A 25,160-nucleotide genomic window follows, 5' to 3' on the forward strand; every position below is an offset into this window, starting at 1 on the left:
TAACACCCTGCCGCCTTTTTTATTTTGCCGTGACGTGGGCTATATTTAGTGAGCCGCTACAGTTTTTTTTGTTTTGGCAGCGGTGGTTTTTGCTGCTGCTTTTGCCTTTGTTGTTTCAGCTTTGGCTTTACTTGTTATCGCTTTGGCTTTATCGCCAGCTTTTGCTTTCAGGCCGGCAACTTCTTCCTTAGCCTTTACCGACTCTTGTTTAGCTTTAGCAGTAATTGCTTTTGCTTTAGTTTCTGCCTTTGCTTTAATTTCAGTCGCGGCTGTTTTTGCTTTGGCAGCAACTTCAGTTGTTTTCGTTGAAACAGCTTTTTTTACAGCCGTGGCTTTTTTCTTTGCCGCTGATTTTTCTGAAACAATTTTATCTTTTAAGTGCTCATAGGTGTCTTCGGCAGCATCCTTTACGTCCTCTGCTTTTTCTTTGGTGCCATCCCAAAACTCCTCAATAGTTTCTTTTACCTTTTCGAAAAATCCCTTTTCTTCAGGTTTGGTTGAATTTGTGCTCATTGCTTTTTAGTTAGATGAATATGTTTTTATCCATCTTATCAAATTCTGTTCCACTGGTTTTAGTCATCATATTACAGCATATAAGCCTTCGGCCTGGTTGAATTGAGCAGGCTGCAGCAATAAAAACCGTATATTTTTTTGGTCATTGATCCATACACCGTTCTAAATTTAAGCTATGGTTATTTTATCCGTATTAATAACCGTATTTTTGCAGGCTATGAAGTTTCCGAAATTTGCCGACCTGATTTTATTTGAAGATGATGATATTATTGTGGTGAACAAACCGCCGTTTATCAGTTCGCTGGATGAACGCGAGGGCGGGGATGTCAATATGCTGCGGCTGGCCAAAGCGTATTCAGATGACGCGCAGATCTGTCACCGGCTGGACAAAGAGACCTCGGGGGCGCTTATTATCGCTAAAAACCCGGAAGCATACCGTTTTGTATCCATGCAGTTTGAAAAACGCCAGGTAAAAAAAGTATATCATGCCATTATTGATGGTACCCACGTTTTTGAAGACCTGCTGGTTGACCTCCCGATACTCAACGTAGGCAAGGGAAATGTAACTATCAGCCGCCAGGAAGGCAAACGGGCCGAGACCTGGTTTAAATCGTTAAAATATTTTAAACACTATACCCTGGTAGAATGCCGCCCGGTAACAGGCCGCATGCACCAGATCCGTATCCACCTGGCTACCCAAAGGGCCTCCATCGCCGGGGATGAAATGTATAAAGGACAGCCGGTTTTCCTTTCAAAGATCAAACGTAAATACCATTTAGGAAAAGATCAGGAAGAACAGCCTATTATGAAACGTTTTGCCCTGCATGCTTACGAAGTAACTTTTAAATTGCTGAATGGTGAACCGGTAACGATTCATGCGCCATATCCAAAAGATTTTGAAACATTGCTGAAGCAACTTGAAAAATTCGACGCTTAGTGAGGAAAACATCAGCCAGGAACTGGTTGATAAATTTCTCGAAATATCAATTAGGGAGTTCGAAGAGAGAACATGGGGTAGCACCCAACAATTTCTTGAAGTTTTAGAAATTGCTATAGAGGATGGCAAGCCTTTGATAACGAGGGTACAATATATTGACAGCGGTTATGCTGTTTATTTTAAAATAAAGGGAAGTAAATTTTATTATACGCATTACTTCGAAGTTGATTCAGCCATTGAATTAATTGGAATCGACATTACACCGTCGAGTATTGTTTTACTCAGAGTGCTTTCAAATAATCTGGATCTACAGGAAATTCTTTCAAAAACCTCATTACCTGCAACATCTACATGGCAAAAGGGAGATATGCGGCCACCAAAAAAACTCGCATCATTTGTTTATAAAACCAGTGGCTTTGAAATTGAATTAGATAAAAATCATGCGGGGCAGTTTGAAAGGAAAATACTCGAACTACTCAATTACCTCAAACCATATCAAAAAGACCTGGCCTTGCTAAAAAAGGCAGGTTGTGAATTGTTTGTCGATACCTATTGGGAAGCTTATATCAGCAACACGCTTATTGGCGGTTTTTCCCTCAATCAAAAAATCATCAGGCAGCTCGATAAATTGGGATTAGAGATCAGTTTTGATATCCAGGTAAACGGTAATCCTCTGAAATAAAAAAAAGAAAATAAAAAAAGGGTAAGCTACTTTTATCGCGCCGCTCAACTCTCTACCCTTGCTGCGTTCCCACCCTGGGGGAGTTCAAGAGGAGCTGGCCGTAAAAGACTTACCCCGGCGCAAAGATAGAAAAAGGTTTGTTTTTGGTTAATAAATTGTTAAAAAAGGCTTTTTTGTTGGAAAGTTGTAAAGTTGCAAAGTTGGAAGGTTGTTTTTCAGTTAGTTAACTTGTTGTTTATAAATGTAAATTCACGTTATTGTCGAAACATTCAGAAAGATGACCAATTACTAAATAGAATTTGTTCAATAAATCTGCGTAAAAACCCAACATTTCAACTTTTCAACGTTCCAACCTTCCAACAAAAATCAGCTTTACAACCTCTCACATTACTCCACCGTAATTTCGTCAGCAAAAATGTAGGACGGCTGCCCTTTGCTTTCGTGCCAGGCTGGTAAAGGGCCATATTGTTTGGCTACCAGTTTAATATAACGGGCATTTACATTTAGCGGCGTGGTAAATTCCTGGGTTTGCACATTAAGGTCTTTTATATCAATTTTGGTATTCACAGTTGCCGCCAGTTTATAATTAACCCCGTCATCCGAAGCCCAATATTCAACTGCGGGCGGGAATACGATCCACGAGCGGGTATCCTGTAAGGTGCCCAAACTAACTTGCTTAATGGGTTTCACTTGCCCCATATCTATTATGGCGACCAGGTCGTTCCCCTGGTAGCCCTGCCAGTTACCCAAACGCCAGTTAGCTTTTCCGCGGATGCCATTAATCAGCGCATTGTCCCCTTCATCAGCATAATTTGCCAGGTATTTATTTACAAGCGTTAACTTTATGTCGCTCCTGATCTTAAAAAATGTGCCTTCATCCACAAAACTGCTTTTTCCATTTTCAATGGCGATAGCTTTTACGGTGGTATTGCTTGAAATATGGATCGGTGACAAATACAGTATCGAACTTGAAGAAGGTACAGAACCATCTAACGTATAATAGATCTTCGCCGCGGTATCGGCACATTTTATCTGAATATCAAAAGGTTCTTTAAAAGCTTTGGCCGGGGCAATTAGATAGGGGTTTGGTATAATAAGCTCATCGGTTATCCTTGAGGTTGGTTTTTCAAGGTCCTGCACAAATAACTTATTGGGTAGCCTGCCGGTAAACACCTCAAAAGTGCCGCCGTTGGCTATATCGGCATAATCAAGGTATATTTTATTGTACGATCTTTTGTTCAGGTTCATCCCCTGTAAGTAAATGTTATTGCTACTGATGTTTGCGCCTGAATTTAAGATGGTAAACTTTTTCCCATTCTCCAGGTTAATCACGGCTTTATCAAACTGCGGCATACCTATCTGAAATTGCTGCTGGCCCGGGGCTATATTGTAGATCCCCAAAGAACTGATGACATACCAGGCCGACATCTGCCCGCAATCTTCATTGCCCGAAAGGCCATCGGGCTTATCACTGTATTCTTCTCTTAAAATCTTATTTATATAATATTGGGTCTTTTCGGGCGAGTTGGTAAAATTGTACAGGTAGGCCATATGATGGCTTGGCTCATTTCCATGAGCATACTGCCCGATCAATCCAGAAACATCATCCTGCTGGCGGCCTGTAAGTTTTGAACCGGTGGTAAACAATTCATCCAGCTTAGCTTCAAATGCGGCTTTCCCGCCCATGCGATCGGCCAGCGTTTCAATATCCTGTGGTGCTAAAAACGAGTACTGCCACGAATTACCTTCGGTATAATTATTATTGATCTCGGTGGGTTCAAAAGGTGTGTACCAGCCACCATTTGTGCGGGCCTGCATAAAACCATTCTGGTTGTTATAGTTGTTTTTCCAGTATTGTGCCCGCTGGATAAACGCCTTGTAGTCATCCGGCTTATTCAGCATTTTGGCCATTTGGGCAATGCACCAGTCGTCAATGGCGTATTCCAATGTTTTCGATACCGATTCCGGCTCATCGTCGGCCAAAACCACGCCATTTTTTCTGTACGAATCCAAACCGAACTGGTTGCGGTTTACAGCTGCTTTCATCGCGGTAAAGGCTTCTTCTGCATCAAAACCGCGGATACCTTTTGCATAGGCGTCCACAATAACCGGGATGGAATGGTTGCCCACCATACAATAGGTTTCGTTGGATGCCAGCGGCCAGATGGGTAACAAGCCGCCCTGCTCATACATCGCTAAAAATGATTTTATAAAATCGAGCGTCCGTTTACGGTCTATCAGGTTAAGCAAAGGGTCTTCTGCACGGTACGTATCCCATAATGAAAACACCGTGTAATAACTAAAGCCATTAGCAGTATGCACTTTTTGATCCATTCCACGGTACTGGCCGTCTACATCACTATAAACATTGGGGGCCAGCATAGCGTGATATAGGGCAGTATAAAAAATGGCTTGTTTTTTCTTCGCATAGTCAATCACCTGTTCCTTTTTTTGTTTAGGGGGATGGTAATAGCCGGTTTGTGTGTTGTAGCCGGTGGTTGGGTTCATGTTCTGGCCTTCGCGCTGGTCAGAAGCGCTGGGGCCGCCGCCTTCTACCTCAATCTTACTCAATTCGTTCTCCCAAAGTATCTTGGCAGCCTTTTCAACTTTTTTAAAGTCGAAATGGGGCACCTCGGCATCCAGGTTCTTTAGTGCGCCATCGGTACTAACCGATGAAATTCCAACTTTGGCAATTACTTCGCCCGGATTATCAAACCGGATATACATTTTAATGTTTTTACCCTGCAATTTGCTTTTGCCCGGCTGCAGGGTATCATTTAGTGCAATTCCATAAGTTTTAAACGGTTTTGAAAATTTTGCATAAAAGTAAACCGACTGATCCGCGGCCCATGATCTCGACTCCCGGAACCCACGAATCTCATGGTCATTCACCACTTCAATCCAGGAGTCAAGCACCTGGTCGCGGTGCAGCAGGTCGATAATGATATTGGCTTCGTTTATTTTAGGGAAAGTATACCGGTGAACACCAACGCGGGTGCTGGCTGTAAGTTCCGCATCAATATTATACTTATCGAGGTGAGTTTTATAATATCCCGGGCTGGCTATTTCGTTTTTCTTTTTAAATCCTGAAATGTATTCGGTGTTTTTCAACTTGGGTTCGCCGGTAGTAGGCATAAACAGCACATCACAGTAATCTTCGATACCTGTTCCGCTTAAATGTGTGTGCGAGAAGCCGTAGACCAATGTGTCTGTATAATAATAGCCCGAACAGCCATCCCAACCATCCAATCGGGTGTCAGGGCTTAGCTGAACCATCCCAAAGGGAACAACCGCACCCGGGTAAGTATGCCCGTGACCACCCGTGCCGACAAAAGGGTTAACAAATTGCGTGTAATCTTTTTTTCTTTGGGCTGAGGATGATAGCGCAAAAAACAAAATAAAAAAAGGTGTAACAATACCCCGGGCGATAGGCTTCATTGAGATCAGTTAAATAATTAAGGGTAAAAATAAGGTCTGAACTCGAATTTATCGAATTATACAGAATTTAAGAATAGAATCTTTTTTAATTCTAATAATTCCCTAATTCTATAAATTCGAGTTCAGACTATTTCAGACAATGATATTAAACTCATCCTCATCTTTCAAAAAAGGCATGATGCGTCTTGTCTTTTTTACTTCTTCGGCGTTAATAGTGAAGGTATACAGATCCTCTTCATCGCGTTTGTAGTAAATTACATTGCCCATAGGGTCTATACAGGTCGAGTCGCCCGAGTGATATACTTCATTGCCATCATGCCCTACGCGGTTAACGCCAATCACATAAGCCTGGTTTTCAATCGCCCTTGCGTTGATCAAGGTGCGCCAGTGCGCAATCCTTTTTTCTGGCCAGTTAGCCGTAATGATCAGCAGATCATACTCAGCACCTGCATTTCTTAACCAAACCGGGAAACGAAGATCGTAGCAAATCATCGGGCAAATATTCCAGCCTTTTAGCTCAACAATAAGCCTTTTATTACCGGGGGTGTAGGTCATGTGTTCTTTACCCAGGGCAAACAGGTGGCGCTTGTCATAATATTCATAGGTGCCGTCGGGGCGCATCCAAATAAGGCGGTTATAGTATTTTTCGTTTTCTTTTATAATAATGGTGCCGGTTAAAACGCAATCGTATTCTTTAGCAATTTTATACATCCACTTCATCGTTTTACCACCCATGGCTTCAGCCAGTTTTTCTGCTTCCATAGAAAATCCCGTGCTGAACATTTCCGGTAAAATAATCAGGTTGGTTTTTTCGCGGATGTTGGATAAGCGCGTAGTAATATTCTGCAGGTTTTTATCGATGTTTTCCCAGTATAGATATCCCTGGAAGGTGGTTACTTTTAAATTTTCCATTCGTTAGAGTTAAGTCCATGGACGATAGACCATTGTCCATGGCAAAAGTTCATTATGTAAAAATTATCATAGTTTAATCCAAAATGGCTATGGACCATCGACCATCGACCATCGTCCATCAACCAAATTAAATCTTCAACAATCTTTCAACGGCTTTATCGAGTGTTTCTTGCCTTTTGGCGAAACAAAAACGCAAAACATGATGATCAGTGCCCTTGGTATAAAATGCAGAAGTAGGTATAGCCGCCACACCAAATTCCTTTGTTAACCGTAATGAAAAATCGCTATCTTTCTCATTTGTAATGTCGTCAAAGGTTACCGATTGAAAATAGGATCCGGAACACGGCAATAATTTAAATTTCGTTTGCTCTAATCCTTTCCGGAAATAATCCCGTTTTTTTTCAAAAAATTCCGGGAGGCTTAAATAAGTATTTTCATCTTTCAAGTACGCTGCAATGGCATATTGCAGCGGTGCATTTACGCTGAAAACCAAAAATTGATGTATTTTTCTGAACTCGCTCATTAAAAATGCAGGCGCCATACAATATCCAACTTTCCAGCCGGTGGCATGGAAAGGTTTGCCAAATGACGCCACTATAAAGCTTCGTTGCTGCAACTCCGGGTACCGGGCCATACTGTGATGCGTTTCGCCATCGTAAATTAAATGTTCGTAAACCTCATCACTCAGAATTAGGATATCCTGGTTTTTTACGAGAGCGCTTAATTCATCAATATCTTCTTTGTGCAGAATAGTGGCCGTAGGGTTATGCGGGCTGTTCAGGATGATCATCCTGGTTTTGCTGTTGATAAGCCTTTTCACCATATCCCAGGGGATGCGATAATCGGGCGGTTCCAGTTCCAACGATTTTACAATGCCCCCCATCAGTTTAATAGCAGGCGCGTAACAATCAAATGCCGGCTCAAAAATAATCACCTCATCATTGGGGTTAATTACAGCTGTGATCGCGGTAAATATGGCTTGCGTTCCGCCCGCGGTAATAGTGATCTCCGTATCCGGGTTATAAACGGCCCCGTACAGTTTTTCGGTCTTTTCTGCTATACGTTCGCGCAGTGACTGTACACCGGGCATTGGGGCGTATTGGTTATGCCCTTTTTTCATTGCTGTATTTACCAGTTTGATCAATTCAGGAGAAGTATCAAAATCCGGGAAACCCTGTGACAAATTTATAGCGCCCACCTCGTTTGCCAGGGCCGACATTACAGTAAATATAGTAGTCCCCGTTTGGGGTAATTTTGAAATGATAGGTGTCATGCAGGCGTAAAAATACTCAAAAAAGCTAAAAGCGTAAGGTTAAAAGCAAAAAGCTTTCTGCTTTCGCCTTTTAGCTTTTAGCATTTCAGCTGATTTATATAACTTAGTACCATGAAGCTATTGACATACTTTTCGCTGATTTTGCTTACCGCTCTTGTTTGTTCGTGCCACTCAGGCGACAAAAAAACTGTTCCTGTTGTAGGTTTTGTGGATGCTTTTGAAGATGCCTCCATTGCCCCGGCGCGTACCGGCTTTGTGGATGCCTTAAAGAAAAATGGATTTAGCGAAGACCAGAAAAATATTAAAATAGAATATAGCAACGCGCAGGGAAGTATCCCTACGCTCACACAGATCGTTAACCAGTTTGTTTCCGAAAAAGTCGATCTCATGGCCACCTGTACTACATTATCGTCAATAACTGCCGCGCAGAAAACCAAAGCTATACCGATTTTTATGATGGTTTCGCCTGTGGTGAAACTGATGAAACTGGAAGGCGCAGACGGCAAGGCCCCCGCTAACCTGTTCGGCGCGGTGGAGGACTTGAATTATATTGATACTTCGTTTTCCAACATTCCCAAATTTCTGAAACCGAAGGCCGGTAAACTGGTCATCGGGATGATTTATAATCAGTCGGAACCGCAATCAGTTGACGCTAAAAACAGGATTCAGTCATTGGCAGATAAAATGAATATTACATTAATCGCCCTGCCTTTAAATTCTTCGGCGGATGCACAATTGGTAACGCAGGCTTTATTGAATAAAAATATCGACGCCTTTTTTGCTAATCCTGATAATACCGTATTCAGCGCTTTTGAAACGATATTAAAAAGCTGTAATCAAAAAAATGTGCCGATTTTTACCAGTGAAGCGGGGTTGGTGCAGCGTGGCGCGGTTGCAGCATTTGGTGCTGACATTTACCAATGGGGCTACCAGGCTGGGGAACAGGCCGCACAATTCTTAAAAACGCACTCAACCGGGGGATTGCAACCGGAAATGGTAAAAGTCAGAACGAGAGTTTATAACCCTGCCGCCGCAAAAAAATACAACATCACTGTTCCTTCAAATTTCGAAGCTGTTAAATAATGGATTTTTACCTCACCGCATTACTGCAGGGTTTGTGTTATTCGGGGTTGGCTCTCGGGATTTATATCTCCATGAAGATATTTAATATTCCTGATATCACAACTGACGGCAGTTATACACTGGGCGCAGTTGTTACCGCCATACTTTTAACACATCATCAGTCAATCTACATCACATTGCCGATCGTTGCCATTGCAGGTGCCACGGCAGGGGCTTTAACCGGGCTAATTCATGCCAAATTAAAGATTCATGCGCTGTTAGCCGGAATTCTGGTTATGACTGCCCTTTACTCTGTCTACCTTGCATTGATGGGGCGATCTAATTTGCCGTTAATCAATGTTTCGACCTTGTTCAATTTAATTAATATCAGCGCCGATCCTAATCATAACACTTTTTGGATATTATTGATCTTTGTAATTATCATCACCCTTTTTATAGGCTATCTTCTTAAAACTGATTTCGGACTGGCTATGCGCGCAACAGGCAATAGCGAAACAATGATCCGTTCCCTTGGCGTTAACACCGACAGGATGAAGATCATCGGGCTTGCGCTTGCAAATGCATTAACTGCAATAAGTGGGTACCTGATCAGTCAGCAACAAGGGTATGCAGACGTCAGTATGGGTATTGGTGTTGTAATTATTGGACTTGGCTCCGTTATTATAGCTGAAACGTTTATCAATTGGCTGCGCCTTACATCAATATGGCTAAGTTTATTATTTGTGTTGGGTGGTGCAATTATATTTCAGTTTGTACTGGCGTTTACGCTGGATATTGGCGTTAACCCAATTTACCTGAAGGCAGTAACAGCAGTTTTTGTATTGTTAATAGTGAGTTTACCAAGGATTAATTTTAGAACCGTAAAATAATTCAACAATCGAAATTCCGAATTCCGAAATAAAAACATGATCGACATCAACAACATACACAAAACATTCAACACCGGCAGATCAAACCAGGTAAATGCCGTTAATGGCATTGATCTGCATATCAAATCGGGTGAGTTTGTGGTGATTGTTGGTTCGAATGGTTCAGGTAAAACCACTTTGCTTGATATGGTTGCCGGTAGTGTTTTTCCAAACCAGGGAAATATTGTTATTAATGGCGGGGATGTAACAAAACTACCGGATTACAGGCGCAGCCAGTGGATTGCCCGTGTTTTTCAAAACCCCGTAAGCGGTACGGCATCAGACCTGAGCATTATTGATAATTTCAGGTTAGCAGCCATACGTACCCGGCCAAAAGGTTTAACCATTGGCATTAACGATACCTTTAAAAATCAGGTAAGGGAAAAGATCTCGACCCTTGGCCTTGGCCTGGAAAATAAAATTGAGCAACCCATGGGCACCTTGTCAGGCGGGCAACGGCAGGCATTGACTTTACTGATGAGCGTAATGGACAGCTGCAAAGTGCTGCTTTTGGATGAACCAACCGCAGCGCTTGATCCGCGTTCGGCGCAGGTGGTAATGAAAACTGCTGAAGAACTGATCAGAGATTACCGGCTCACCGCTATCCTGATCACCCATAATTTAAAAGATGCCTACACTTATGGCAACCGTTTGATTTTAATGGGAGAGGGGCTGGTAATGAAAGATCTTGATGCCCAACAGAAAACCGCCTTAAAGCAAAATGATCTGTTTGATTGGTTTGGGTAAGGTGATTTCACCGACGTGCTGACGACCGCACCGCTTCTTTTTTTAAAATCGGTGCGTGGACGCTAAAATTCAGCACAATCATTAAAAACTCTGTTTTTTAAATTGTGGTGTACACAACGGGTACACTAATAATTTCCATAATCTCCTGGGTTTATAAAGAAAAATCATTTATGAATTTAGGAGTCATCCATTATCGAGACTTGTTCTGGTAACATCCTCTTACCTCTGTAAATTAATCGGTATAATTTATAACCAAGGTCAGGTCAATTAATGACCGCCATCAATTTTTGAAATTCACCGCTGTGTACATTCGCGCAGATTTAGGTGATAGAAAATGGAAACAAAAAACAAATGGCTGATGGCCATTGCCGGAATGACCCTGCAACTTTGCATAGGCTCTATATACGCCTACAGTGTTTGGATAAAACCGATACAAACCTTGAATGGCTGGGATGCCCACCAATTGAAGACAGCTTTTAGCCTGGCTATTTGCTTTTTAGGTTTAACGGCGGCCTTTATGGGTAAATTTGTGCAAAAAATAGGTCCTGTAAAAAGCGGCTTGCTGGCAGCTTTGCTATTTTGTACCGGGCTGGCAGGTGCCGGTTTCGCCAACAGCATAGGCTCCCTGCCTTTATTTTTTCTTTTTTACGGGGTGATCGCCGGTATCGGGCTTGGCTTTGGCTATATCACACCGGTTTCGATAGTGGTCAAATGGTTTCCTGATAAACCCGGGTTAGCTTCGGGTTTGGTAATCATGTCCTTCGCAGCAGGTTCGATTCTTGCAGCGCAGCTGATCTCTCCTTTAACCATCCATTTTGGCGTGCCTGTAACTTTTTACCTCCTTGCCGTAGCTTACGCTATATTTATGGTGCTGGCTTCGCTATACCTGGCGGCACCGAAACAAGTTTCATCGGTAGAAGATTACCATAGCGGCGGCGCCAATGTGCCGATAAAAGAAATTATAGGCGATGTCAGGTATTACGCCTTATTCCTGATGTTGTTTTTAAATACTACCTGCGGAATAGCGTTAATTGCGGTTGCCGCGCCAATGGCAAAGGCTGTATTGCATATGAGCGAAGTTGCCGCTATCGCCTTTGTAAGCATGATTGGTTTATTTAACGGTTTAGGCAGGTTATTTTGGTCGTCTATTTCTGATAAAATAGGACGCTGGAATACGTTTATGACCTTTTATGTGGTAGGGGCCATATGCTTTTTGGTGATCGCCCAAACGCCTGGGGCAATGGTTTTTCAAATCATGGTCTTTTTGATCATCAGTTGCTATGGCGGCGCTTTTGCCACTATGCCTGCTTTTATAAAAGACATTTATGGCGCAGATAAAGTGGGCCCCGTATTTGGTTATGTACTGCTGGCATGGTCGGCAGCCGCATTTGCGGGCCCATGGCTGATATCCCGCACCAGCAACTACCAGCTCATATTTTATATTTTTGCAGGTATATTAGCATTTACAGGCGTACTATTGGTTTTATTGAAAGGTAAACTAAGGGGCAATCCGTCGCTTTGACTACCCCTGAAGATTGAATAATTAGGGCATCATGGTATTAATATTTCCAGAATGCCGGCTTTTTGTTTGTTCCTCTCAAAGTGCAATCGGCACATTGCCTGAATGCCGCCGTATAACCAATCGGCGGGTGCCCGGGTACCGCTATGGCATCAATCGGGATCAAAGGGTTCGGATCGCCGCCAACTAAATAATTAATGTAAGCATTAACCTGGTTTGGGGGGCCGGGGGGCCAAACATAATAACAGCATTTTGTGTTCGGGTCGTTTGGCTGGTTAAAGGCGAGTTGGCAATCTGTATAATAGGGGATGGTCTTCCAGGCGGGCAATTGCTGGTTGTGGATATAGATCCGTACACTTGAGCTGCTACCAACCCCAACATAGCCAATTACCGGCTCCGATGGGTTGTTAACTGAATGGATGTTACCGATCAGCTGCGAAGGTTGCGCATCGAAAATACTGCCTAATTGCTCGGTATTCTTTTTCAGGTTGGTATAAAAATTATAGGCATCCGCAGTTAGGGCATACTGCTTCACCAGGATGCTGTATTCATCTTCCACCTTCTCACTGGTAGAGGCGATAGAAGTTAATGGCTGCTGAAAAATAACGTTTTTTGATAATTTGGCCGATGAGCCCAACAAAATTGAACTCGATGTATCCGTTTGCCAGCAGGAGTAAATGTTATCGTTAAGCATGTCCCGACCTAGTACGGTGTCGCCGTTCGATTTAAAAAGGGATTCAAAATTGGCATGAAATAGCCAGGTTTCCTGGTAATCCCAGCGGTAGTAAACTACTTTGTTGGTGGCATCATGGGTATTTACATAAACATTTACGCCGGGGGTAAATACAGTGCCTTTAGTGTCATAGTTAACACTGTCAATAGGCGGCGCATTTAGTATCGCCATATAATCGGTAACATATTGTTTGTTTTCAGCAGTTTTAATGTTCAAACGGTATTTGTACGCGTTATTCAGGTTTAAACCTGCGCAGGCATACATTCCATTACCTTTTTCGGTTAATGGGTAGGTGGTATTCTGATCGCCCTCCACTGTTAAAACAGCATTCAGCACCGGGTTCAAGGTAACTTTGCTGGCAACATTAACCGTATGGCTCACTTTTATAAAAGTTGAATCAGCGCCGCTGTTGATGGTACCTTCAACCACCAGGTAACCATTAGTATCGCTTACCGGCGGCGGATTGTATGGTTTGCGGCAAGCCGCAACCATCGCTACCAGTATAAACAACAGGTAATTAACTCTTTTCATCTGATTTTGTATGCAATTTCCAATACGTAGTACTTTGCCTGGAAACGGATATTGGCTTTCGTTGGTTTATTTAAGCGCTAATTTAAGATAATTTGAGAAATATGGTAGGCTAAATGCGTTTTGGGTACCACATTTTTGGCCATTTCCGAAGGCTAAATGCGTTTCGGGTACCAGATTTTTTGACGATTCCGGAGGCTAAATGTGTTTTGGGTACCACATTTTTGGCCAATTCCGAAGGCTAAACGCGTTTTGGGTACCAATCAAAATCATACTTTTTATTTATTAATAAACTTATGGTCAGTTATTTATAAAAATAGGTCAAAGAAAGAGCGTCGAAAATTGGAGAAAAAATATTAAAAATATTTTTTGCAGAAATTTCAACTCACTTATGTCATGGTGAGCCTGCCGAAACATTGCCGGGCTATTGGGATTGAATCAAATATACCGATTTTTTTTGGATAAACTATAAATCATATGGGTGCCAGCCAGCTTATTTGGGCTAAGGCCTCCTCATCCCTTAGTTTGCTTACCCGTCCCTTAAAGCTACCGTGTACCCACATCGTTAAACATAACCATCCGGCCAATCTGACCCGGAGGGCCTACCATTTAGTGCCGCATAGCGGCTACCCTTATACAATAATGCCTGTGGTGTACCCACATCGTTAAACATAACCATCCGGCCAATCTGACCCGGAGGGTCTACCTCTTTGTAGAAATAAAACAAGGCAATAATTTAGTGCCGCATAGCGGCTACCCTTATACAATAATGCCTGTAGCCTTGTTTGCGAAGGGCAGCACCTGCGGATCTGTCCATTTAATATTTCTACAAACAGGTAGCACGACGGCGCATAATAAATGGGGACAAGGTGAAAGGGGGACAATGAATTGCACGCTACTTTACTTTCATTGCCGTCGGTTTTAACCGACGGGTAAAGAATCATCAAAGCGCGGCTTTAGTCAGATCTTGCAGATTGACTAAGCTTTTTCAGCCGCGGGAATCGGTAAGCGTTAAACAACACGCCTTTTTAATTACCGCCTTTAAATGTTTTATTCTCAAGGGAAGTTCTTACTGCCGGCGGCAAAGAGGTTAAAAGTTGGTAACCCGTTGCATTTTCAATAGTTTTAATGCTGCATAAATAGTCCATCCAGTTATTGCTGACATCATTATCATTAGGTGTGTCTATAGCGATAACCTGGGTGCTTTCATCCATCCGCTGCAAATCATCGTCGCCATCCGGGATAATGACCACCACTTTCCATATGTGCGCCGGTACATTGATCCTGCCGTCTGCTATAGTTGTTTTATACCCATTCCGGCCGTTGCCGCCGCTGCCATAGTTACCCATGATCACGTAAACTTCGTTGCCGGTTTTTACTTTGTTGCGGCAATAACTTCCCAGGTGCTCCCAAACATGTTCGTTATTTTTAGGGGCCTGCGGGATGATGTTGTCCATTAAAAACGTAGCTGAATTAGCATCTGGAGAACTTGTGCGGTCGCCGCTGGGGCAGTTATGCCCTTTATCAAAACCTGATCGCCTGTACGCGGTATTATCGGCCTCGTACCATCCGGGAGGCAGGTTGGTATCCGGCCTGAAATCATTTAATCTGTCGGTACTCCCCAAATCTTTGGCAGCAATATGCCAGCTTACCCAATTAGGTTCGGCTTTACTGTTGTTATAGCTTTCAATATAATATTTATGATCAATAAGGTAATTATCCGGGCTTAACCTGTTGTACTGCGCATTGCTTGGGTTTCCCAATGCCATATTTCCATCATCTGTTTGCTGGTGAGTATGTTGATTACAGGCCGATATAACCACTAATATAGTGCAGGCAACAAACAGGGATAGCTTTTTGTACATTTTTTGATGCAGATATTAAATACCAATGGCCATAACCGGCGCGGCGAAAATAAATATTTTTTCGCGGTTGGTATTTTTAAATTGGAGGTTGTTGTCTCTGTTAAGCCTGGGCAGTGAATAATAACTACAATATATTGTATTCATTGCCGTCGGTTTCAACCGACGGGTAAAAGAAGTATTAAAGTACGGCTTTAGCCAAATTCCGCAGGGTATTGCGTTCCTCCTTTTTCTGGCGCGAGAATCCGCGTAAAGGCCTGCCGCGTCGACCTTCTCGTGCCCGGCTGCCAGGTAGCAAACTATTCGGTCATTGTACCAAAGGCTCAATCAAACCAGGCAAGCCGTATAATGCAAATCGTACAAGCCTTTATGGTGGCGACCTGTCAGCGGGGCACGAGAAGTCCACCTCTTTAGGCCTTTACGCGGATTCTCGCGCCAGAATTGGGGAAATCATATTGGCGCCAACCAGCTTGTTTTGGCTAAAGCCCCCGGCGCTTTGTTTACCCATCCGCCCCTTAAAAGGGACGGCAATGATTAATGTGCTATTTTACTTTCATTGCCGTTGGTTTTAACAGACGGGTAAAGAGGTAATCAATTAAGGCTTTAGCCAAATTTTGCGGGTTGTTTCCGTTTTTTCTGCGAACTACTGTCATAAAAAGCATGTGTTTTTTCAAATATCCAGCGATCAATTTGACAAAAGGGTAGTTGTAATCCTTGCCCAATAGCTTACACGGTTGGTAAATAGCGCTTTAGCATCTATCATAATATCGCTATAAGTTGTCATGACGAAACGGTTTGAAGTATTGTTAGATCTGCCACTGCTATTTTGAGAAAATAAAAAATCTAACGCAGTAGCGTTTCCGAATATAGCTTTAAGATCATTAAGTTTTTGTATGTCTGCTTGGGAGTGGGAATGAGTAAGTGGTTTAATATATTTTTTATTGATGATGACAGCCATGTCATTAATCGCTAGTCCCTTTTCCAGCGTTAAATTGTCTTTCACGGGATTGCTGAAATTATAAAAATAGCCATTTATAACGTTAGAAAGACTCCCGTCTTTATTGAGTTGGACATTAAAAAAATATAAATCCGATTGCAAAAAAGTAAACTTACTAATGTTGCTGTTTCCAATAAGCTTCAGCCATGTTGAAAAACTGACTGCCTTATCGCGACAAATCGATGGGTCAATTACGACGGTATCAATCCGGTTGTTTTGCTTAACTAAAACTACCGGAGCTACGTGATAGTTCCATGAAATGGTATTATTGGGAGATAATTCATTTTTATCATTAACAAATAGAGTTTGGTTGTCGTTGAAATTGAGATCAATAGGTGCGAATAACCAGATTTTTGCATGTTGTATATTGAATTTTTTTGTTAAAAACATAGACATTATTTGAGCCCTTTGTTGACATCCCCCTTGTGGATAATTAAATTCAATATTTAGGTGATAGGATATACTGTCAAAAACCTTTGTGACGGTCGCTAAGTCATAAACTTTTATTTCTTTCAAATCGATGGTTGGGTGGTAGTTCGCTCCGCAGGTATTACAAGGGAAGTTTTTTTCAATATCAAAATATTCTGGCTGAGCTTTCGCAAATAATACCAAAAAGGAAAAAACAAATAGAAGAAAAGCTTTCATAACGGTTGGGTTAGGTTAGTGATTGATAATCATATATTTAAAATAGAAAGATATATGTTATTTTTTGGTTATTCAAAAAACAATATCGATAATAAGGTCTCCTCAGGCGCGAATCTGCGTAAAGACCTGTCAGCGGGGCCTGAGAAATCAAGATCTTTGGGACTTTACGCGGATTCTCGCGCCAGAATTGGGGGAGTAGGTTTTTATTTATAAATTGTAAACTATTTCATCGACAAATACATAGGGTCTAATGAACAAAATAATTTATACATGGATCATCTTCGCAGTAAAAAATGGCTTCATTTTAATCTTTGTTGCGCTTTTCATTCTTTTTGAGAAAGTACGAACAGGATTTATACCAGATTATCTTGATTTAGAAGCAATTACACCGCATGATTTATTTGGCCTAATGATCAGTTCAATTGCCTCTATTATAGGCATCGTAATAGCCGTGATTTTGCTGGCCTTTGATATTACGAAACGTGAATTTATCAGGAGCAAAGAGGATATTTTAAGTAATACAACAGTAAAATGGATTGTATCACTGTTTACATTTATTTTACTGTGTTCTGTGCTTTCGTTCATCCAAATTAAAAGCTTTAATGAAGTAAGCACGCTTACTATAGGCTATTATTTAATTTTCCTTTATTTCGCTTTCATAGCTGGGTTGTTCCCGGCGATTAGGAATATTTTGGCGATTACCGATTCTTTTAAGCGAACATTTAATGAGATCAACGCTTTATCCATAGAAAATATTCATGAAGTATTACGCCTACAGTTTGAGAACTTTTCATTCAACGATAGTAATAAAAGGTTAATAAGAATCCGCCAGCAACTCATCATTTTTATAAGAGAGCACGATTATGAATCCTATACAAATATTTTACTTGCATTAAATGAAAAAGCAATCGAATTGATAAATAAAGGTGCCAGCAGAAGGCGCACGCACAATGTAGTCGATGCGCTCTGCTTTTTGTGGGAATCAGCGCATAACGAAGCACTACGGGTCCAAAACATACAATATTTCAATACAGTATGGGAATGTGTTGAGCAATTATATGAATATGCTGCTACTAAAGCAATTCCACTTATGTATTTTCAAGAACTTGATTTTTATGTAAGCAACTATATAAGCTTTTTGAAGCGGAATAATTTAAATGAGCCATTGTATAAAGGGGTTTATGTTTTATCTAAAAGCTTTGAACGCAATTTGACACTTAATTGTCCTACACAAGATAAAATAAATGATTTGTATTGGCTATACGAAAACAATGATAACATGCCACATTTTGTTGATGAGAGTATTCAATGGGATCACATAACAGGTTTCATCATGGACCTTTTTAGCATCCAATCAGATTCCATCGACTTAGCCGACAGAGAACTATTTAGCTCGTGCAGTTCGGAACTCCGACACTTAAAGTCAACCATCATCAATGGTGAATACAAGCACTTAGGGCCATACCAAGAAGCATATTTACTCGAACACATTTTGCGGACACGAATAGAAAATGAAGAAAAGGCCTTGAAGCAAAATAAATTCGAAATGCTCTTATCATCCTTTGATATGGAATCTGCTGACATGGCCAAATTTGCAAGGGGCGAGAAACTGTATTTACAAAACATAATGACAATGTTTAGTGACTTCACTATAAAGCTTCAATATAAAGAACTCTTATTCCCCGAAACATTGAATGTTTGGGCAGCAATTGCCAGACACTTGTCCGAAAGCTATTTTGAAAACGCGGTATGTAAACGCACTTTTGATTATGTGGTCGAAACAATGATTTTTTTAAAATCTTATATAGAACAACATCAATTATCGTCAAGTCAGCGCATTTACAACGAAATACATAATCAAATACAATCTTTGAAAAGATACCTTGATAAAGATCATCCGAAAAAACGAATGCCGATTAAGGCTAAAATTACTGTGGTATTAAAAAATTTCACGCCACTACCAGGCCATCCTATGCGCGACGTTGTAAAGTGGTGAAATTTTCACCCCGTGCTCTGTGTCCCCACAGACAACCATGATAGCAGCCTGTTGGGACATTGACTGCGGGGGATATAAAAGACAATGTATTTTTTCCTTATTGTGTCAATTCAACACAATAAAATTTCCAATTCTCAATCCAATCAATTAGTTTTACGGTAAACCAACTAAAACTAAACAAACATGATGAATTTAAACAGGCGCAAATTTTTGCAGAGTGCGGGCACGCTGGCATTAGGCAGTATGGCATTATCAGGCAAAGCCTCTTCCTTACTCAATTTCAGGCCGCCGCACGCGGTAGGGCTGCAGCTTTTTACCTTTTTCGGTATTATTGACGATGATGTTAAAGGCACCTTAACCAAAATTGCCGCAATCGGCTATAAAGAAATGGAATCGGCATTCAGTAAAAAAGGCGGCTATTATGGTTTGAAACCGCAGGAGTTTAAAGCCATGGTAAACGACCTGGGCATGACATGGCAATCGCACCACGTCATCGGCGCGCCGTTTAAGCTGCCAAAAGGCTATAAAATGCCGGTAGGGGCAGATGGCAAACCTATGGTAATGCCAACCATGCTTAACCTTAAAGACAATATGCAGCAGCTGGTGGACGATGCCGCAGCAGGTGGTGTAGCTTACCTGGTTTGCGCTAACTCGCCAACAGCTACGCTGGAAGAAACTAAAGCAACCATCGAGGTTTTAAATAAAACCGGCGAAGCGGCTAAAAAAGCCGGTATGCAGTTTTGCTACCATAACCACGATATGGAATTTGTTGCAGTTGATGGCAAAGCGCCTTATGATTTGCTTTTGACCGAAACTGACCCTAATAATGTAAAAATGGAGCTTGATCTGTGCTGGGTTACCAAGGCCGGAAAAGATCCGGTTGAATTATTTAAAGCCAATCCGGGCAGGTTCCCGCTATGGCATGTCAAGGACCTGGATGCTGCGAAGGCAGGGCCTGCACCTGTTGGCAGTGGTATTGTTGATTTTAAAAGGATTTTTGAGAACCAGCAAATTGCAGGCATGCAGCACTTTTTTGTAGAACATGATATGCCTAAAGACGCCTATGCCAGTATAAAAAGCAGTTATGATTATATTACCGGTACGCTGAAGGCGTAGGTGAAAGGTGAAAGGTGAAAGGATGGGTAAAAAGTTAAAAGCTGTAAGTTTACTAACTTGCAGCAAAATTGCTGAAAGCCAAAAACCTTTAGCCTTTAACCTTTCGCCTCTTCTATATCAGTTTTTCAAAAACGAAGCCGAAGGTTTGATCGCCATACGGATAGTTTTTACACGGTTTTTTACCCAGGTATAGATGGAAGAATATTCCAAATAATTCCGGATCGTGTCATCATTGCGGATGGCAGTTACCATATCCCTCAGGATATTCCTTTCAGGCGAGTTTTTGCTTACGCTGGTTACAATTTCTTCAAGGTGATCGGCATAAATAACCGCTTCGTCTTCGTTATCAAATTGCAGTACGGTTTCTTTTTTACCACGTTCTTTAATGCCTTTTGATGGAATAGGCAAGCGGTATTTCCTGAAATCAGCGAAGGTTACACGGGTTGGGCCGGTTGGAGGTAGATTGATGCGTAACATAATTTTTAAAAATTTATCATTTATTTACTTTGATAGCTCTGTACAAATTCATCGTTCCATATAGCAACAATAATATCATTTATTGACAAATATTGCGTAGTCGTTTTGTCATTTAATTCATTTGCCAGGTTTTCCAGTTGCGTTGCATAAACAACCGCTTCTTCCTCGTCCTCAAACTTCAGGATCAGGTTGTTATTGATCTCGGCATCGGCGCCGCTAACCGGTGCCGGTATGTCATAACTTTCAAATAAGGAGAAAGTTAGTTTTGATGGGCCATCCGATGGAACTGTTATATAAAGCATGTTGTTTATAATAAATTAACCTGTTTTTACTATAGTGTTAACACCAAAACGGCAAAGGTGTTTTATTAATTTATTGTACGAAATTTACGACTATTATGTAACATCTGGCGATTTTTTTTTAACATTTGTGAAAACACCCTATAATTTTTTAAATACTGATAATAAAGGTTTTAATTGCAAGCAACCGGTTTTAATAAATGAAATTGTTAAGAAGTCGGGTTCCCAAACTATGGTTGCTAACTCTTTTACGTACCGGCATTACGGGTTGTTGCTGTTTTTTAAATTTTTTGCTTTGAATTAAGGCTTCCTTTGGCTATTTTAAAGCGGCCTTAAAACGTTTAAAAAGCATACATGGCAAATACCAAAACTGAGCAATTAAAAAGAGTGTTAAAACCCGTCCATTTGTGGGCAATTGCAGTAGGTTTGGTAATATCCGGCGAATATTTTGGCTGGAACTTTGGCTGGAAGGTTTCAGGCACCATTGGTTTTTTGATTGCTACGGTTGTCATCACCATCATGTACATCACCTTTATTTTTAGCTATACCGAACTTACTGCCGCCATCCCGCACGCTGGGGGCGCATTTGCTTATGCATACCGCGCGATGGGCCCATTTGGCGGGCTAATTGCCGGTTATGCCACATTGATAGATTTTTTGTTTGCAACCCCTGCAATAGCCATTGCATTGGGTACTTACCTCAATTTTTTATGGCCGTTTATTCCGCCCTTATACTCGGCGTTGTTTTTTAATGTCGTATTTATCGTCATCAATTACCTTGGGGTAAAAGAATCGGCCATATTCTCGGTTTTTGTAACGGTTTTGGCGGTTGCTGAATTGTTGCTGTTTATGGGCATCGTTTCGCCGCACTTTAAAATGGCTAATTTTATGAGCCATCCCATGCCTTTTGGCTGGTCGGGTGTTTTTGCAGCACTGCCATACGCCGTTTGGTTTTACCTGGCCATAGAAGGCGTGGCTATGGTAGCCGAGGAGGTAAAAGAGCCCGAAAAAAATATTCCCAAAGGCTATATTTCGGCATTGGGCACACTGATCGTCCTTGCTTTTGGGGTAATGATCCTCACCGGCGGCATCACCGACTGGCACAAACTGAGCGATGTCTCTGACCCGCTGCCCGAGGCCATACGTTTTGCACTGGGTAATCAAAGCAATTTAACCCGCATATTTGCCGGTATAGGTTTGTTTGGTTTGATCGCATCTTTCCATGGCACCATACTGGCATCCTCCAGGCAGGTTTTTGCAATGGCGCGAAGCGGATATATGCCGCGTTTTCTTTCACGCCTCAGTCATCGCTTTAAAACACCTCATTGGGCGCTGGTAGCCGGCGGCCTGATCAGCTTTATAGCGCTTTTTACTGGCAAAGCCGACCAGATTGTGTATATATCAGTAATGGGTGCCGTACTGATGTATATGCTGAGTATGGTGAGCCTTTTTATCCTTCGCAAAAAAGAAGCCGGTTTAGAGCGCCCTTTCAAAGCGCCTGTGTACCCTTTATTCCCCGCTATCGCTTTAATTATATGTGCCGTTACCTTTTTTGCCATGATTTGGTTTTATCCTGTATTGGCCCTTGGTTTTTTTGCCGGCCTGGTGGTAGTAATTGCTATATTTATGCTGATGGGTAAGCATAAAATAAAAATAATTGATGATGTGCTGCTTGAAACAGCCGAAGTGATCACATCCGCCGCAAAATGAGCTATAGCTTTAAAGTAAGGAACATAAATTACCGCTTCGCCGACCTGAAAACCGTCATGGCAAAAGCATCACCCTATCGTACAGGGGATGTGCTTGCGGGTATTTGTGCCGATAGTTACGAAGAACGCGTTGCAGCACAGATCGCCCTGGCAGATGTGCCCCTGCAAGCATTTTTAAACGAAGCGGTCATTCCCTATGAAAGCGATGAGATAACCCGGTTAATTATTGATAGTCATGATGTTACAGCATTTAATACAATCGGTAGTTTAACGATTGGCGAATTCCGCGATTGGCTGCTGAGTGATGAAGTAGATACAGCGGTTTTAAAGAGTATTGAAGCAGGTATTACTCCAGAAATGGCGGCCGCAGTATCCAAACTGATGCGGAACCAGGATTTGATTGCGGTAGCAAAAAAATGTGAAGTGGTTACTCGGTTTCGCAATACCATTGGTTTGAAGGGGCATTTCTCCACCCGTTTGCAACCTAACCACCCGACAGATGATCTTAAGGGCGTAGCTGCCAGCATGATTGACGGCTTGCTTTACGGCAGCGGTGATGCGGTGATCGGCATTAACCCCGCGACGGATAGCCCCGCAGCGGTATTGAACCTGTTAAAGCTGGTCGACACGGTACGGCAGCAGTTTGAAATCCCGACACAGTCATGCGTTTTAAGCCATCTCACTACCACGCTGCAGTTAATTAATAGCGGTGCGCCTGTTGATCTCTGTTTTCAATCTATCGGAGGGACGGAACTTTGTAATTCCAGCTTCGGCATTAACCTGGCACTCATTGATGAAGCTTACCGGGCAACGCTTTCTTTGAACCGTGGCACCATCGGCCAAAACGTGATGTATTTTGAAACCGGCCAGGGCAGCGAACTGTCAGCCAATGCCCATCTTGGCGTTGATCAGCAAACCGTTGAGGCGCGCGCATATGCTGTTGCCAGAAAATATAAACCACTGTTGGTCAATACAGTAGTAGGCTTCATCGGGCCTGAATATTTATATGATGGGAAGCAAATTATCCGGGCCGCACTGGAAGATCATTTCTGCGGAAAACTGCTGGGTTTACCCATGGGCGTTGATATTTGCTACACCAACCATGCCGAAGCCGACCAGGACGATATGGATAACCTGCTCACGCTTTTGGGCGTCGCGGGTTGTAATTTTATTATGGGTATCCCCGGTTCAGACGATATTATGCTTAATTACCAGTCCACGTCCTTTCACGATGCCTTATATTTGAGGAAGGTTTTAGGATATCGTCCTGCGCCCGAATTTGAACAATGGCTTTTTAAGCAAGGTATAGTAGATGACAGTGGGCAGCTATTGAAGGTAAACCCATCTCATAAATTGTTATCAGGTATTTTATAAAAGTGAGTAAGAAAATAGTTGTACCCGATCCATTAACGCCTTTAAAGCAGTTCACCGCTGCCCGAATCGCCATTGGCAGGGCCGGCACCAGCATCCCCATAAAGGAAACGCTGCAATTTAAGCTGGCTCACGCCCATGCCCGCGATGCTGTTTATTCGGTATTAGATACTGAGGGACTGGTTAGTAGTTTTAAAACTCTTAATTTACCCGTATTACACCTTCACAGTAAAGCGTTAAGCCGTCATAAATATTTAAAAAGGCCGGATCATGGCCGGCAATTAGATGAAGTGTCGGAACAGCAGTTAAAAGACCACAACCAGGAGTATGATATTGCCATCGTCATTGCGGACGGTCTTTCCGCCGAAGCCGTAAATGAAAACGCAGTCGATCTGTTAAAGATCCTGGTACCTAAAATTCAATCGGCTAAATTAAAAATAGCGCCATTGTGCCTGGTTGAACAGGGCAGGGTAGCTGTTGGCGATGATATAGGATTTGGGCTGAATGCGAAACTTTTGCTCATACTGATTGGCGAACGCCCCGGATTAAGTGCTGCGGATAGTATGGGCGCTTATTTAACCTACGGCCCCAGGCCAGGTTTAACGGATGAATCCCGCAATTGCATTTCAAATATCCGGCCGCAGGGCCTAAAAGCCAAACCTGCGGCCGAAAAAATATTTTACCTGGTAATGGAAGCCTTCAAACGGAAGTTTTCAGGGATAGCACTGAAGGATGATTTAATCATTGGAGCTATTGGTCATTAATCAATGTTCCACTTTCAAACTTTCCCGACTCTCGGACTAATTTCTACTCTTTTGCAATGATATTGCCCTGGAAGGAGATCGGGTCGCGGTTGGTACTGATGACCGATAAGGTGGCATAACCATCGGGCGAAATATTGAGTATCATTTGCTGTACATCGCGCCAGTTGGAAATGTCGTGGTCTTTCGGTTTGATGATAATTTCCCAACCGCCTTTTTTACCCGGGTTTACTTTATAGCTAAAATTAGTAGATATAAACTTGATGCCGCCTTCTGTGGTACCAGGATCGGGCGCCATATAAGCTTGCCCGTAATATGGCAAAAAAGCATTAATGCTGTCTTTAGTTATCTTTACATCATAAATTGACGTTAGATTTTTCATACCACCCCGTTGCGGCAGAGCATATTCCGCATTAAAATAAAACCTGATACTGTCAACCATATTTTTGATGGCTGCCTGCCTGGCTGCTTTTTTGGGGTTTTGTCCGAAGCTTAAATTGAAACTGCCCGAAACAATTGCAAGCAGCACCAATATGTTGAGTAACCGTTTCATAACTAAAGGTTTGTTTTAATAAAACGTTTTTAGTATGGTGAATATTATTAGTTGACCCGATAGTTATCGGGTAGGTTGATTGAGTTATTGTTACTCAAATT

The 25,160-nt window shown here is 42.1% G+C and carries 21 protein-coding genes and 1 other RNA gene; 11 read left to right on the forward strand and 11 right to left on the reverse strand.

The genetic code is table 11. The features are described 5' to 3' along the window. Positions 1-45 precede the first annotated feature (45 nt). The gene (locus MgSA37_RS12790; RefSeq protein WP_096352409.1) at positions 46-513 is read right to left on the reverse strand and encodes a YtxH domain-containing protein; all 468 of its coding nucleotides are present in this window, start codon (positions 511-513) and stop codon (positions 46-48) included. 217 nt (positions 514-730) lie between these two features. On the opposite strand from MgSA37_RS12790, the gene MgSA37_RS12795 reads away from it, so the two are divergent. Further along, a complete protein-coding gene (locus tag MgSA37_RS12795; protein ID WP_096357459.1) occupies positions 731-1,450 on the forward strand; it encodes an RluA family pseudouridine synthase in 720 nt (239 codons plus the stop codon). Further along, positions 1,431-2,132 (forward strand): DUF4279 domain-containing protein, encoded by a 702-nt coding sequence (locus tag MgSA37_RS12800; RefSeq protein ID WP_096352411.1) that lies wholly within the window; start codon positions 1,431-1,433, stop codon positions 2,130-2,132. Before MgSA37_RS12795 ends, MgSA37_RS12800 begins: the two co-directional genes overlap by 20 nt. A 16-nt stretch (positions 2,133-2,148) precedes the next feature. Here the strand turns inward: MgSA37_RS12800 and ffs are convergent. The 4 genes from ffs to MgSA37_RS12820 all read right to left on the reverse strand — a co-directional run bounded on the left by ffs (position 2,149) and on the right by MgSA37_RS12820 (position 7,755). Beyond that, positions 2,149-2,247, reverse strand: an RNA gene (ffs, locus tag MgSA37_RS12805) — signal recognition particle sRNA small type. A gap of 272 nt (positions 2,248-2,519) precedes the next feature. After that, positions 2,520-5,570 carry a GH92 family glycosyl hydrolase gene (locus MgSA37_RS12810; RefSeq protein ID WP_096352412.1) on the reverse strand — a complete coding sequence of 1,017 codons (3,051 nt, stop codon included), beginning with the start codon at positions 5,568-5,570 and terminating at the stop codon, positions 2,520-2,522. A 132-nt stretch (positions 5,571-5,702) separates the two neighbouring features. Next, entirely contained in the window at positions 5,703-6,482 is a 780-nt protein-coding gene (locus tag MgSA37_RS12815) for an amidohydrolase (protein ID WP_096352414.1), read from the reverse strand. Positions 6,483-6,609: 127 nt separating this feature from the next. Beyond that, complete coding sequence (locus tag MgSA37_RS12820; RefSeq protein ID WP_096352415.1) at positions 6,610-7,755, reverse strand: methionine aminotransferase; 1,146 nt, start codon at positions 7,753-7,755, stop codon at positions 6,610-6,612. Between the two features lie 111 nt (positions 7,756-7,866). Here MgSA37_RS12820 and MgSA37_RS12825 point away from each other — a divergent pair, with 111 nt between their 5' ends. The 4 genes from MgSA37_RS12825 (at position 7,867) to MgSA37_RS12840 (ending at position 12,015) form a co-directional block, all read left to right on the forward strand. Then, on the forward strand, positions 7,867-8,838 hold the full coding sequence (locus MgSA37_RS12825) for an ABC transporter substrate-binding protein (protein WP_232010853.1): 972 nt from the start codon (positions 7,867-7,869) through the stop codon (positions 8,836-8,838). Next, positions 8,838-9,707 (forward strand): ABC transporter permease, encoded by an 870-nt coding sequence (locus MgSA37_RS12830; RefSeq protein WP_096352417.1) that lies wholly within the window; start codon positions 8,838-8,840, stop codon positions 9,705-9,707. Before MgSA37_RS12825 ends, MgSA37_RS12830 begins: the two co-directional genes overlap by 1 nt. A 36-nt stretch (positions 9,708-9,743) precedes the next feature. Then, the gene (locus tag MgSA37_RS12835; RefSeq protein ID WP_096352418.1) at positions 9,744-10,493 is read left to right on the forward strand and encodes an ABC transporter ATP-binding protein; all 750 of its coding nucleotides are present in this window, start codon (positions 9,744-9,746) and stop codon (positions 10,491-10,493) included. Between the two features lie 334 nt (positions 10,494-10,827). Beyond that, entirely contained in the window at positions 10,828-12,015 is a 1,188-nt protein-coding gene (locus MgSA37_RS12840; RefSeq protein WP_096352420.1) for an L-lactate MFS transporter, read from the forward strand. Between the two features lie 37 nt (positions 12,016-12,052). On the opposite strand, the gene MgSA37_RS12845 is transcribed toward MgSA37_RS12840, so the two are convergent. From MgSA37_RS12845 to MgSA37_RS12855, 3 genes are all read right to left on the reverse strand, one after another. Then, positions 12,053-13,276 (reverse strand): DUF4249 domain-containing protein, encoded by a 1,224-nt coding sequence (locus MgSA37_RS12845; RefSeq protein WP_096352421.1) that lies wholly within the window; start codon positions 13,274-13,276, stop codon positions 12,053-12,055. Positions 13,277-14,301: 1,025 nt separating this feature from the next. Next, a complete protein-coding gene (locus MgSA37_RS12850) occupies positions 14,302-15,138 on the reverse strand; it encodes a DNA/RNA non-specific endonuclease (protein ID WP_096352423.1) in 837 nt (278 codons plus the stop codon). Positions 15,139-15,820: 682 nt separating this feature from the next. After that, positions 15,821-16,777, reverse strand: a complete 957-nt coding sequence (locus tag MgSA37_RS12855) for a protein-glutamine glutaminase family protein (RefSeq protein ID WP_096352425.1) — start codon at positions 16,775-16,777, stop codon at positions 15,821-15,823. A gap of 250 nt (positions 16,778-17,027) precedes the next feature. Here MgSA37_RS12855 and MgSA37_RS12860 point away from each other — a divergent pair, with 250 nt between their 5' ends. After that, positions 17,028-18,773, forward strand: a complete 1,746-nt coding sequence (locus MgSA37_RS12860) for a hypothetical protein (protein ID WP_096352426.1) — start codon at positions 17,028-17,030, stop codon at positions 18,771-18,773. A 183-nt stretch (positions 18,774-18,956) separates the two neighbouring features. After that, positions 18,957-19,889, forward strand: coding sequence for a sugar phosphate isomerase/epimerase family protein (locus MgSA37_RS12865; protein WP_197706131.1), 933 nt, complete (start codon positions 18,957-18,959; stop codon positions 19,887-19,889). Positions 19,890-20,006: 117 nt separating this feature from the next. Here the strand turns inward: MgSA37_RS12865 and MgSA37_RS12870 are convergent, their stop codons facing one another. Together MgSA37_RS12870 and MgSA37_RS12875 are read right to left on the reverse strand one after the other, a co-directional pair. Next, positions 20,007-20,366, reverse strand: a complete 360-nt coding sequence (locus MgSA37_RS12870) for a hypothetical protein (protein WP_096352429.1) — start codon at positions 20,364-20,366, stop codon at positions 20,007-20,009. A gap of 20 nt (positions 20,367-20,386) precedes the next feature. Beyond that, positions 20,387-20,668 carry an RNA-binding protein gene (locus MgSA37_RS12875; RefSeq protein ID WP_096352430.1) on the reverse strand — a complete coding sequence of 94 codons (282 nt, stop codon included), beginning with the start codon at positions 20,666-20,668 and terminating at the stop codon, positions 20,387-20,389. A 351-nt stretch (positions 20,669-21,019) separates the two neighbouring features. Here MgSA37_RS12875 and eat point away from each other — a divergent pair, with 351 nt between their 5' ends. Genes eat through eutC form a run of 3 tightly spaced genes read left to right on the forward strand, consistent with a single transcriptional unit; the run spans position 21,020 to position 24,509 of the window. After that, the gene (gene eat, locus MgSA37_RS12885) at positions 21,020-22,375 is read left to right on the forward strand and encodes an ethanolamine permease (protein WP_096352433.1); all 1,356 of its coding nucleotides are present in this window, start codon (positions 21,020-21,022) and stop codon (positions 22,373-22,375) included. After that, a complete protein-coding gene (locus MgSA37_RS12890) occupies positions 22,372-23,748 on the forward strand; it encodes an ethanolamine ammonia-lyase subunit EutB (RefSeq protein WP_096352435.1) in 1,377 nt (458 codons plus the stop codon). The genes eat and MgSA37_RS12890 overlap by 4 nt, the downstream gene beginning before the upstream one ends. Positions 23,749-23,750: 2 nt before the next feature. Further along, entirely contained in the window at positions 23,751-24,509 is a 759-nt protein-coding gene (eutC, locus tag MgSA37_RS12895) for an ethanolamine ammonia-lyase subunit EutC (protein WP_232010854.1), read from the forward strand. Positions 24,510-24,552: 43 nt separating this feature from the next. Here eutC and MgSA37_RS12900 read toward each other — a convergent pair whose 3' ends face one another. Then, positions 24,553-25,059: a DUF4251 domain-containing protein gene (locus MgSA37_RS12900; protein ID WP_096352438.1), complete on the reverse strand. Its 507-nt coding sequence runs from the start codon at positions 25,057-25,059 to the stop codon at positions 24,553-24,555. Positions 25,060-25,160: the final 101 nt, after the last annotated feature.

The organism is Mucilaginibacter gotjawali (assembly GCF_002355435.1).
Taxonomy (GTDB): domain Bacteria; phylum Bacteroidota; class Bacteroidia; order Sphingobacteriales; family Sphingobacteriaceae; genus Mucilaginibacter; species Mucilaginibacter gotjawali.

Coding starts and splice junctions, on each gene's coding strand:
- MgSA37_RS12790 (WP_096352409.1), bottom strand. CDS start 513: ATGAGCACAAATTCAACCAAACCTGAAGAAAAGGGATTTTTCGAAAAG.
- MgSA37_RS12795 (WP_096357459.1), top strand. CDS start 731: ATGAAGTTTCCGAAATTTGCCGACCTGATTTTATTTGAAGATGATGAT.
- MgSA37_RS12810 (WP_096352412.1), bottom strand. CDS start 5,570: ATGAAGCCTATCGCCCGGGGTATTGTTACACCTTTTTTTATTTTGTTT.
- MgSA37_RS12815 (WP_096352414.1), bottom strand. CDS start 6,482: ATGGAAAATTTAAAAGTAACCACCTTCCAGGGATATCTATACTGGGAA.
- MgSA37_RS12820 (WP_096352415.1), bottom strand. CDS start 7,755: ATGACACCTATCATTTCAAAATTACCCCAAACGGGGACTACTATATTT.
- MgSA37_RS12825 (WP_232010853.1), top strand. CDS start 7,867: ATGAAGCTATTGACATACTTTTCGCTGATTTTGCTTACCGCTCTTGTT.
- MgSA37_RS12830 (WP_096352417.1), top strand. CDS start 8,838: ATGGATTTTTACCTCACCGCATTACTGCAGGGTTTGTGTTATTCGGGG.
- MgSA37_RS12835 (WP_096352418.1), top strand. CDS start 9,744: ATGATCGACATCAACAACATACACAAAACATTCAACACCGGCAGATCA.
- MgSA37_RS12840 (WP_096352420.1), top strand. CDS start 10,828: ATGGAAACAAAAAACAAATGGCTGATGGCCATTGCCGGAATGACCCTG.
- MgSA37_RS12845 (WP_096352421.1), bottom strand. CDS start 13,276: ATGAAAAGAGTTAATTACCTGTTGTTTATACTGGTAGCGATGGTTGCG.
- MgSA37_RS12850 (WP_096352423.1), bottom strand. CDS start 15,138: ATGTACAAAAAGCTATCCCTGTTTGTTGCCTGCACTATATTAGTGGTT.
- MgSA37_RS12855 (WP_096352425.1), bottom strand. CDS start 16,777: ATGAAAGCTTTTCTTCTATTTGTTTTTTCCTTTTTGGTATTATTTGCG.
- MgSA37_RS12860 (WP_096352426.1), top strand. CDS start 17,028: ATGAACAAAATAATTTATACATGGATCATCTTCGCAGTAAAAAATGGC.
- MgSA37_RS12865 (WP_197706131.1), top strand. CDS start 18,957: ATGATGAATTTAAACAGGCGCAAATTTTTGCAGAGTGCGGGCACGCTG.
- MgSA37_RS12870 (WP_096352429.1), bottom strand. CDS start 20,366: ATGTTACGCATCAATCTACCTCCAACCGGCCCAACCCGTGTAACCTTC.
- MgSA37_RS12875 (WP_096352430.1), bottom strand. CDS start 20,668: ATGCTTTATATAACAGTTCCATCGGATGGCCCATCAAAACTAACTTTC.
- eat (WP_096352433.1), top strand. CDS start 21,020: ATGGCAAATACCAAAACTGAGCAATTAAAAAGAGTGTTAAAACCCGTC.
- MgSA37_RS12890 (WP_096352435.1), top strand. CDS start 22,372: ATGAGCTATAGCTTTAAAGTAAGGAACATAAATTACCGCTTCGCCGAC.
- MgSA37_RS12900 (WP_096352438.1), bottom strand. CDS start 25,059: ATGAAACGGTTACTCAACATATTGGTGCTGCTTGCAATTGTTTCGGGC.